The organism is Enterovibrio makurazakiensis, assembly GCF_050336585.1.
Classification (GTDB): Bacteria; Pseudomonadota; Gammaproteobacteria; order Enterobacterales; family Vibrionaceae; genus Enterovibrio; species Enterovibrio gelatinilyticus.
The window spans coordinates 109156-118907 of the sequence record NZ_JAKJSE010000024.1; the positions used below are offsets into that span (position 1 = coordinate 109156).

Here is a 9752-nt window from a genome sequence, read left to right on the forward strand (position 1 = left end):
CCTAACTTCCGTAGCGCTTCAGCCACTCTTTCTCGATGGCGCTTTGCCAACTCGGGTGAGTTTCAGAAACAGATTTAAACGGTTTATTGTCTTTGGCGGAACCAAACAAGTGCTCGCTTTTCAATACCGACGGGTCTCCCCAGATCTCGATATTCCCTTTACGCGACTGCGCCTCAGGACAAAGCAAGAAGTTAGTGACCACTAACGCTGCAGCCTTCGCATTCGCGTTCCAAGGCACAGCAAGATAGTGAATGTTCGACAGCGCACCGGAATCCATCGCATAAGCACGGGTCGATTCTGCCAAATTGCCTGACGCGTGTGCGGCATATACCGCGTTTGGGTTAAACGTGATCGCTAAGTCTATTTGACCATCATCCAGCAATTGGAACGTTTCTGCTGTGCCCGCAGGGAACTGCTTACCGCCACGCCACGCAACACGATGCAAAGCATCTAAGTACGCCCATAGCGGCTGAGTGACCGCAGCATAATCAGTATCTGAAACAGGGTTTTGTAAACGAGGTGCGTTGCCGGAAAGCTCAATCAGCAAAGCTTTTAAGAAGCTAGTACCATGAAATTCTGGCGGTCTCGGATAAGTAATACGGTTTGGGTTAGCTTGCGCGTAACGAAGCATCTCAGCGAACGATCGAGGCGGGCTTCCCAGTTCTTCTAAATCATGAACAAACACCAGTTGACCCATCCCCCATGGCGCTTCTAAGCCTTCGGTTGGCTCTGAAAAATCCACGGTAACAGGCAACGCTTGGTCGACATATTGCCAACTCGGTAGCGCATCAACAAAGGGGCCAAACAACAATTGGTTGTCTTTGAGCGATTTAAAGTTCTCGCCATTAATCCACATTAAGTCGACGCTGCCACCTTGTGCTTTGCCCGCCGCTTTCTCGGCGATCAATCGAGTGGTGGTTTCCGTAATATCCGCCACTTTTACGTGATGCAAAGTCACACCATAGCGACGCTGAACTTCTTTCTTTGCCCATTGCAGATAGCGGTTTATTTCTTGATTCCCACCCCATGCGTGGAAATATACATCTTGCCCTACGGCTTCTGCTTCAACCTGCTCCCAGTTATGGATATTTGCGCCTGTCGTATGCATACCGGTAGTAAACTGGTCTGTGGCCAGAACCGCGAACGAAGCCGTTAACAAGGCAAAGGCAGAAATTAGTTTTTTCATCGAATTCGGTCTTATTATTTTATTGGGCAGTTTGCATTCTTCATAACCAAGCAACCTCACGCTGCTTATTCAGCACGAATGTGTTTGGGTATGACTGACATAAAACGCAAAAATCGTCCCTTACATGAAGCAAGGGACGACACAATATTCACTTCAGAAAAGAGCGCAAGTTATTTCGCTAGATCTGCCATGTTGATGCCTTTTTTCTTGGCAATGTATTTCGGGATAAGAGACATACCGAAAAGCACCAAACCTGCAGCAGCAAACTTAACAAGTAGCATTGCAGACACACCGTTCGTTGCGATGTCACCCGCCATGTAAGCGAAGATGAACGCGCCCGGCGCCATAGTAACAAGAGAAACCAGCGCGTAAGTGCCAAGGTTCAAACTGGTTAGGCCGTAAGCGTAGTTTTGCAGGCTGAATGGGAACACAGGAACAAGACGCGTCAGGATCAAGAAGCTAGTGCCGTTTTGCGCTACACCGTCATCGATCTTCTTAAATATTGGGTTGTCGCCAAACTTCTTCATGATGGTGTTACGAAGCAAGAAACGCGCAACAACGAAGGCAACAACTGCGCCTAAGGTTGCAGAGAACAGCGCAAGAACACCGCCTTTGATAGGGCCAAACACGATGCCCGCAACAATGGTGAACGCACTGCCCGGCAGCAAGAACACACATGCAAAAACGAATGCTGCAACAAACACAACATAACCTAGCGCTCCGAAGCCCGCGATCCAGTCTTGTAGGCTCTTAATATCAGTGATGATTTCAAGAATACCTGTTTGTTTTGCAACGAATATAATCGCGGCGATTGCCAGAGCGAACAAACCAATTTTGACAAATTTCATTTTGAGTTACCTGATAAAAACGAATTCGATAACGTCTTGCTGCATGAGCAAGAACTTGGTCAAACTGTTAGCGTGTAAGCACCATCAACGCACTCGGGGGAACCGGAAGTTCATGATGGTGTGACACGCTAACTTGACCAAAAATTAAACGTAATGGGTGATTACAGTGACACGCACTTAATCAGCGCAGAGCGTGATTTGTAACGGTTAAACCATGCTTTCATCGGGTTAGCCAAAACGTTCACTGGCGCTGGTGAGTCTTTCATCACCACTGGACCAAACATCAGGTCTAGAATGTGCCAAGCGTTTTGACCCACACCCATCATGGATGCACGGCATGCTGCGCAGTACACAACAACGTGGTCACTTTGGAACTCGTCAACACGGCGTTGAACAACGCGGTTCGCGATATCAGGGTTTGCTGGCACAACCATGCCGCCAAAACCACAGCAGCGCGTGTTTTCACGGGTGTACTCAGGCTCAACGATCTTGTAGCCCAGTTCAGTCATGATCCAACGGATACCGTCTTGCAGTTCTTTCTCGTAGCGCGTTGAGCAAGAGTCATGAATGGTGAATACCACATCACTGTCTTTTGCTTTGCCAACAAGCTCTTTTGGCAGACCAATCGTTGGCAACAGTTTCCAAAGCGACAATGGCTTTTGTTTACCGCCTGACTTTTTAATCATGCCGTAGCAGCTTTGGCACGCCACGATCACTTCTTCAGCTTGTAGCATGTCAAAGTCAGCCTGAAGCTGGCCGTAACGCTCTTTAAACTTGTCAGCCTGACCAATTGCCGCTGTCGGCTTACCACAACATTTTTGAACCGCACCCATCTCTGGGAATACGTTTTTCAGGTGCGCAGCCATCGCGGCAACGCCTTCTGGAGAGTAGGATGGCAGGCTGCATCCTGGCATAAATACTTTATTGGTCATTTTGTGGTTACCGCGCGTTTAGCCATAGTGAAGAGTTTTGAGAAGCCAAGCTTCTGGTGCATGTTGATCGCTTTGTGCCCTTTCATTGGAGACTCACCGTTGTTCGAGTTAACGAAATCAACACGAGCACCCAGGAAGATTTCCTTCATTGGGTAATCTTTCGGACACACGATGGTGCACTGATCACAAGCGTTACATGAGTAAGCTAGCAGTGGATCCATCTCTTTCTTGGTCACAAAGTCATTGAACAGGGTCTTCGGACAATCACCGAAGTCGTTCATCATGACGCACTCACTCATACACAGTTTGCAAGTACATTGCAGACAGCGAGTAGACTCTTGTTTCACTTGTTCTTGGGTAAATCCAAAATCAACTTGAGCAAAGTCGCGCTTACGCTCTTCAGCATCACGTAATTCGCCATGTAGACGAGGAACATCAACCGTGCCTTTTGGCAGAGGGATGTCTAGACGAGAGGCATAGCTGTATTCGTCTTGGAAATCACGACCTTCATCCAAAGGACGGCCCGCGAATTGACGCTCAATGCTCATTGCCGCTTTGCGACCTAGCGCCATCGCTTCAATCACGATGTTACCGCCGCATGCATCGCCTGCCACGTAAACGCCTGCAACCGAGGTCGCCATGGTGTTCTTATCAACCACGTAACGACCGCCACGGGTTTGCTCAAGCGCACCATCAGTGATGTCAGCAACAACCTGACCAGTTGCAAACACCACGGTGTCCACTTCAACAATGCGTGTTTCATCTGCATAGCTTGGAGCAAAGTTGCCGTTTTCATCCAAGATTGAAATAACGCGCTTCAAAGTGATCGAGAACACTTTGCCGTCTTTCTCTTCGATAGAGATTGGGCCCCAACCTGCATTGAACGACACGCCTTCTTCCAGCGATTCTTCAATTTCAACGTGGCTTGCTGGCAGTTTGTCCATGCCTTCCAGTGAACACTGGTGCACTTCATCTGCGCCGATGCGCCATGAAGAACGTGCACAGTCCATCGCTACGTCGCCGCCGCCGATGACCATGACACGCTTACCTGCACGTGGGAATGCGCGGGTTTCAGATATTTCTTTCAGGTATTCAACCGCAGAGAAAACGCCTTCTGCTTTGTGGCCTGGAAGCGGAATGATAGAACCAACGTGCGCACCGTGAGCCAGAACCACAGCATCATGGGTTTCACGCAATTCAGCGAAAGTGATGTCTTTGCCGATTTCCACACCGAATTTAGTTTCAATGCCCAGCATATCTAGGTAGCTATATTCGAAATCGATAACGTTGCGTGGCAGACGGTACTCAGGAATACCGACGCGCATCATGCCGCCATACACATTCAGTTTTTCAAAAATTGTGACACTGTGACCTTTACGGCGAAGTTCAATCGCAGCCTGTGCACCCGCAGGGCCAGCACCTATGATTGCGATTTTCTTGCCCGTTGGGTTAAGAACAGCAAAATCCCAGTTTTCTTTGTTATCCATTTTCTCGGCAACAAAGCGTTTGATGCCAGCAACACTGATCGCTTGACCGTATTCAGTGTTACGACGACATGCCGCTTCACAAGGGTGCGCACAAATGCGGCCCAGTGTTTGTGGCAGGAACAATTTACCGCGAATGGTATCAAGTGCTTCTTGATACTTACCTTCACCGGCCAGACGCACATACTGCTTAACATCAGTGTGCATAGGACATGCTGTTTGACATGCAGGATCCGCATCGCCCATACAGCCATCTACTACGCGTTGTGCCGCGTCATAGATTTTTTGGCTAAAGATTACATTGCTCATTATTTTTATGCTTCCAGTAGAAGTTGAATTCTTTTTTATCAGTCACATGACGCAGGGGTCAGCAACACACTGACCCACTGGCTTATTAGCCAAGCAACTGGTTTGGATGATTAGCTTTTGCCGTTTTGTACTTTTACATCAGAGCGTGTTTGCTCGTAGTGGGCGTAGCTGTATTCAATCCAAGAGCCGTCGTAGTTGTAGATGTCTTCTGCACCTAGCACTTCTTCCAGCACCATTTGGGTGTGTGCTGAACGAACACCAGACTGGCAATATGCGATAACTTTTTTGCCTTTGATAACGTCGCCGTACAGCGCTTGCAGCTCTTCCGCTGATTTCAGCGTGCTGTCTTCGTTAAGAGCTTGAGTCCAGTTAATGTGAACGCTGCCAGGAATAGTGCCTGGACCAAATGCGCCGCCAACAGTGGTTGAACCATCAAATTCTTTTGCACCACGGGTATCAAGGATCACCCAATCTTCAGACGATTGAGCGTCGAGCACCATGTCCAACGTCGCTAGGCCGTTCACTTCTTCTTGCGGAGCTGGAGCAACGTAGTTGGTTGCCGCTACAGTTGGGTTTGCGCTACCGGTTGAGAAGCCTTCGCCAATCCATGCGTTCAAGCCGCCATCTAGGTAGCGAACATCGTCATGACCAAGGTTTTTGATTTGCCAGAAAAGGCGTGCAGCATCGTGATGAGAATTAGCCGCGTAAACAACAATGGTAGAAGAAGGGGTTGCGCCGTATTGGCTAAGAATTGCTTCCATTTCATCGACAGAGTTACGCATGCCATCGAACGCGTAGTCACCTTCAGCGGCAGAGTAATCATTACGCCACATAGAGAATGAACCTTCGATTGGCGCGTCAGGTTTTACTGGGTTTAGTGCACCAATAACAACCACATCAGCACCCGTGCCCATAATGCTTTTCAAATCTTGCGCAGAAATGAACGCTTCAGGGTTTGCATACTCATTGAACTTTTCGTTCAGCACATCAGCACTCACTTGAACGGCTTTTGCACCAAACATAGAGGTATAGCCAACATAACCTGCCGCCATTACCGCTGCGAGTACCCCGATTGCTACTGTCGATTTCTTCATCACATCACTTCCAAAAACGTTTAAAATTTTTCGCCCATCACTGAGCAGAATGAAATCGGAGGCATGAAACTTCGATGCAGGCTTTATGATTGTTTTTTAGTGCCAACACGTTGAAAAGCATCACACAATTAGTCCTTTATTGGCTACCAAGAGCCAGTAGCACGGATTGTGCGTTGTTAATGGGGGGGAAGATATTGTGGTAAACCACAATATCTTCAGTAATTTGATCTAAAACAACATAAACATTGGGGTTTAATCAGGTATGATTCGCGCCAGTCGATATCGCTCCTATGTAGAACCTACTTTTGTCTGGATTTTTCGTACGCCTGTTGCCCCTATTTAGCGTCAAGGCGGCTTTATTTATCATCATCGGTATTTGTTGTTTTTGTCCGTGTCCGGCTACGGCCGGGGCTGTACAACACTACGATGTCGGTGTATTGGCTTTACGCGGGGATGACCACGCGAAAAAATCATGGCAGCCAACACTGCATTGGCTTGAGTCCCAAATCCCAAATACAACGTTTGAGATACACACGTATGACTTCGACGAACTCGACGATGCGTTTCGGCACAATCAGCTAGACTTTTTGCTCACCAGCCCAGGACAAGCCACTAAAATTGCGCGTCAATATCAGCTCAATTGGCTAGCAACACAAAAAACGGCATATAGCAGCAATTCAACACACTCCATCGCGTCTGTTGTCGTGGTGCGTAGCGATTCACCGTATCAAACCTTAAAAGATATTGAACGCGCCTCTATCGCTGCCGTTTCTGAGAAGGCATTTGGCGGGTTTCTTGCCTTACGGTATGAGCTAGATAAGCTCGATTTTTTCAGTAGATCATTCTTTAGAAACATCCAATTTACTGGGCCACCTACCGACAAGTTACTGTTAGACGTACTCGACAAATCGCTTGATGTGGCCATTGTTCCAGCCTGTACATTGGAAAATATGGTCAAAGAAGGTTTGCTGCAACGAGACCAGTTCCGCGTGCTTGAAAAAAAGCACCCACATGACTCCGTTTGCGCCGTCACAACCGCTTTGTATCCCAACTGGACACTCGCTAAAACAACACGTGCATCTAACGAAATTGGCAAAAAAGTCACTCAAGCCTTGTTGTCTTTGCCGGAATATTCGAAAGCAGCCGCTGCGGCTGGAAACATTGGCTGGACCTTACCCGCTAGCTCCGTTCACGTAGACAAAGTGTTTCAGCACCTTGATATGCACCCCTTGCAAGCAAGCTGGCAAGAAGGTTTGTTCAAATGGCTGACGAAAAACCAACTGATTACTTTTGGGATTGTGCTCTTTCTCATCATTCTCAACGTCTATCACTTCTGGCTCGAATATCACTTCAACCGCAGTAAGAAAGACTTAGAGCGCACACTGTTTGATCTCAAAGAAAAAAACACCATGCTGGAACATGCTCAACGCACCATGATTGTTGGGGAACTAGGCAGCAGCATCGCTCACGAAATCAATCAGCCATTGAGCACGATAAAAAACTATTCCGAAGGCATTCAACGACGTCTGGATCAGGGCATGACTGCCGAAGAACTTGCACCGTTTTTAGGCAAGATCCATCAGCAAGTGGGCGTGGCTGGCGATATCGTTCAACGCCTACGAAGCCTTATCAAACGCACCCCGAGTGAGCGTGTTATCTGTGACCCAGCCGCCTTCATTAAAGAGTCATTGGAGCTTATCGAGTTTGATTTCCAAGCACTGAAAATAGATTTGAAATTCTCCGAAGAAGGCACGCCAATACAAGGGGAGTTTGATTACATTGGCATGCAACAAGTGATGCTCAATTTACTGCGCAACGCTAAAGAAGCCTGTTTAGCCAATCTGGAATGGGATACTTCGCCGGGTGTCAGTGTTGAACTCTTGTATGGCGAGAATGACATTGTTATTCGTGTTGCAGACAATGGCATTGGATTAGAGGCCAATGAGGAAACCCTCAAAGAGCCATTCTTTACCACTAAACAAGACGGTCTTGGCCTAGGGCTGGCCATTTGTCGCGACGTGATTGATACGCACCACGGTCACTTTATTATCCAGCCTGCTCGTCCTAAAGGCTGTGAAGTCACAGTGATCATTCCCATTAAAAGAGAACAAAAATAATGATGAACAATACTGGGCCTGTCTATGTGGTTGACGACGAAGACGCGGTAAGAGAATCGTTGGTATTCATGCTCGAAACCTATGGTTTTATCATTCAGGACTTTGGTTCAGGCCCAGACTTTCTTGCACGCGTAGATGTTCAACACCCCGGATGTATCGTGCTTGATAGCCGAATGCCAGAAATGCGCGGACAAGAGCTACAGTCTTTGCTGATTGAAGCCAAAAGCCCATTGTCGATTATCTTTCTAACAGGCCACGGTGACATACCCATGGCCGTTGACGCGCTCAAAGACGGCGCGATCGATTTCTTTCAAAAGCCAGTTGACGGTGACAAGCTAGCGAGGGCCATAGACAAAGCACTGGTTCACTCCTATCAACGCCAAGGCCATGCTTGCGTCGAGAAGAAATACGCCAGCCTCACCGAACGTGAGAAAGAAGTGTTGAAAGAAGTGCTTAAAGGCCAAACCAATCAACAAATGGCGAAAACACTGTGTGTGTCTTTGCGAACCATTGAAGTTCATCGCGGCAATATGATGAAAAAATTCGAAGCCAGCAACGTGGCAGATTTGGTGCTTAGGCTCAGTACGCTTATTCAACAGAACAAACTTTAATGCGTCTGCGATAGGTGCGCATAAACACTGTATTGCGGTTCTTCCAATCACTTGCCATCTTCACCTTCACTTTTACTCAATATTCATTAAGCAGCCAGTGAGCATCACATACGCTGCAATGAAACTCGCCCCTCAATTGCGTCAGTGAATCGAACCGTGTTTAATGACGTCAACGAAATATGAGGTGACAAATGGCAACGATCAAGGATGTAGCAAGGGAGGCAGGCGTCTCTGTCGCGACGGTTTCTCGAGTGATAAACAAATCGCCAAAAACGAGCGAATCATCGATTAACGCCGTCAACAACGCGATGAGTAAACTCGGCTATCGTCCAAACGCAGCAGCACGAGCACTGGTCAGTCAAAGTACCAACACAGTTGGCGTATTGGTGGGTGATGTATCAGACCCCTTTTTTGGCACCTTAGTGAAAGCTGTGGACAACGTTGCCCATGAACACGGCAAGCATCTATTGATTAGCAATGGCTATCACCGAGCGGAAGAAGAGCGCAACGCCATTGAACTACTCATCAACAACCGTTGCGAGGCGTTAGTTATCCACTCAAAGGGCTTATCCGATGAAGAATTGATCGGCTATGCGCAAGAAGTGAAAGGAATGGTGATCATCAACCGACACATTCCACAATTAGCCGAACGATGTATTTCGCTGGATAATCGCAAAGGGGCTTATCTGGCAACGGAGTACCTCATCCAACAGGGTCATACCAAGATCGCGTGCATTGCCTCTTCACATGATATCGAAGATGCGTCCGATCGCGTTTCTGGCTATCTCGCAGCATTGAGCGACCACGATGTTTCGCTCTCAAGCAACGATGTCGAACACAACGAGTACATCGAATATAACGAGCCAAACAGCGAAGGTGGCGAAGTCGCCATGACCCGCCTTCTAGCCCAGTCTTTGGAGATAACGGGCGTAGTCGCGTACAACGATTACATGGCTTCTGGTGCGCTATCTGTGTTGGATGAGCATGGCATCAAAGTGCCTGAGCAAGTCTCCATGATGGGATTTGATGATGGTTTAATTGCTCGCTACATTCACCCTCGCCTCACCACGGTGCGTTATCCCATTCAAATGATGGCAGATAAAGCGGCTCGGTTAGCGCTAGCTTTGGCACGCTCTGAATCGGTTGAACCTGAATCCATCATTTTCTCTCC

The 9752-nt window shown here is 47.9% G+C and carries 8 protein-coding genes; 3 read left to right on the top strand and 5 right to left on the bottom strand.

Translation table 11 applies throughout. The features are described 5' to 3' along the window. Window position 1 precedes the first annotated feature (1 nt). The 5 genes from L4D06_RS18580 to L4D06_RS18600 all read right to left on the bottom strand — a co-directional run bounded on the left by L4D06_RS18580 (window position 2) and on the right by L4D06_RS18600 (window position 5853). Entirely contained in the window at window positions 2-1186 is a 1185-nt protein-coding gene (locus L4D06_RS18580) for an ABC transporter substrate-binding protein (RefSeq protein WP_429740683.1), read from the bottom strand. A gap of 170 nt (window positions 1187-1356) precedes the next feature. Further along, complete coding sequence (locus L4D06_RS18585; protein ID WP_274166191.1) at window positions 1357-2034, bottom strand: TVP38/TMEM64 family protein; 678 nt, start codon at window positions 2032-2034, stop codon at window positions 1357-1359. 161 nt (window positions 2035-2195) lie between these two features. Next, window positions 2196-2966, bottom strand: a complete 771-nt coding sequence (locus tag L4D06_RS18590; RefSeq protein WP_274166192.1) for a heterodisulfide reductase-related iron-sulfur binding cluster — start codon at window positions 2964-2966, stop codon at window positions 2196-2198. Continuing rightward, window positions 2963-4759 (bottom strand): FAD-dependent oxidoreductase, encoded by a 1797-nt coding sequence (locus tag L4D06_RS18595; RefSeq protein WP_429740684.1) that lies wholly within the window; start codon window positions 4757-4759, stop codon window positions 2963-2965. The genes L4D06_RS18590 and L4D06_RS18595 overlap by 4 nt, the downstream gene beginning before the upstream one ends. 110 nt (window positions 4760-4869) lie before the next feature. Further along, window positions 4870-5853: a sulfurtransferase gene (locus L4D06_RS18600; RefSeq protein WP_429740685.1), complete on the bottom strand. Its 984-nt coding sequence runs from the start codon at window positions 5851-5853 to the stop codon at window positions 4870-4872. Window positions 5854-6158: 305 nt separating this feature from the next. Here L4D06_RS18600 and L4D06_RS18605 point away from each other — a divergent pair, with 305 nt between their 5' ends. The 3 genes from L4D06_RS18605 to L4D06_RS18615 all read left to right on the top strand — a co-directional run. Then, window positions 6159-7970 (top strand): sensor histidine kinase, encoded by a 1812-nt coding sequence (locus L4D06_RS18605; RefSeq protein WP_429740686.1) that lies wholly within the window; start codon window positions 6159-6161, stop codon window positions 7968-7970. Then, window positions 7970-8581 carry a response regulator transcription factor gene (locus L4D06_RS18610; RefSeq protein WP_274166195.1) on the top strand — a complete coding sequence of 204 codons (612 nt, stop codon included), beginning with the start codon at window positions 7970-7972 and terminating at the stop codon, window positions 8579-8581. Before L4D06_RS18605 ends, L4D06_RS18610 begins: the two co-directional genes overlap by 1 nt. 191 nt (window positions 8582-8772) lie before the next feature. After that, on the top strand, window positions 8773-9752 hold a 980-nt coding region (locus tag L4D06_RS18615), incomplete at its 3' end, for a substrate-binding domain-containing protein (RefSeq protein WP_429740687.1).

Excerpts from the sequence above, each read along its gene's own strand:
- L4D06_RS18580 (WP_429740683.1), bottom strand. The coding sequence starts at position 1,186 with ATGAAAAAACTAATTTCTGCCTTTGCCTTGTTAACGGCTTCGTTCGCG.
- L4D06_RS18585 (WP_274166191.1), bottom strand. The coding sequence starts at position 2,034 with ATGAAATTTGTCAAAATTGGTTTGTTCGCTCTGGCAATCGCCGCGATT.
- L4D06_RS18590 (WP_274166192.1), bottom strand. The coding sequence starts at position 2,966 with ATGACCAATAAAGTATTTATGCCAGGATGCAGCCTGCCATCCTACTCT.
- L4D06_RS18595 (WP_429740684.1), bottom strand. The coding sequence starts at position 4,759 with ATGAGCAATGTAATCTTTAGCCAAAAAATCTATGACGCGGCACAACGC.
- L4D06_RS18600 (WP_429740685.1), bottom strand. The coding sequence starts at position 5,853 with ATGAAGAAATCGACAGTAGCAATCGGGGTACTCGCAGCGGTAATGGCG.
- L4D06_RS18610 (WP_274166195.1), top strand. The coding sequence starts at position 7,970 with ATGATGAACAATACTGGGCCTGTCTATGTGGTTGACGACGAAGACGCG.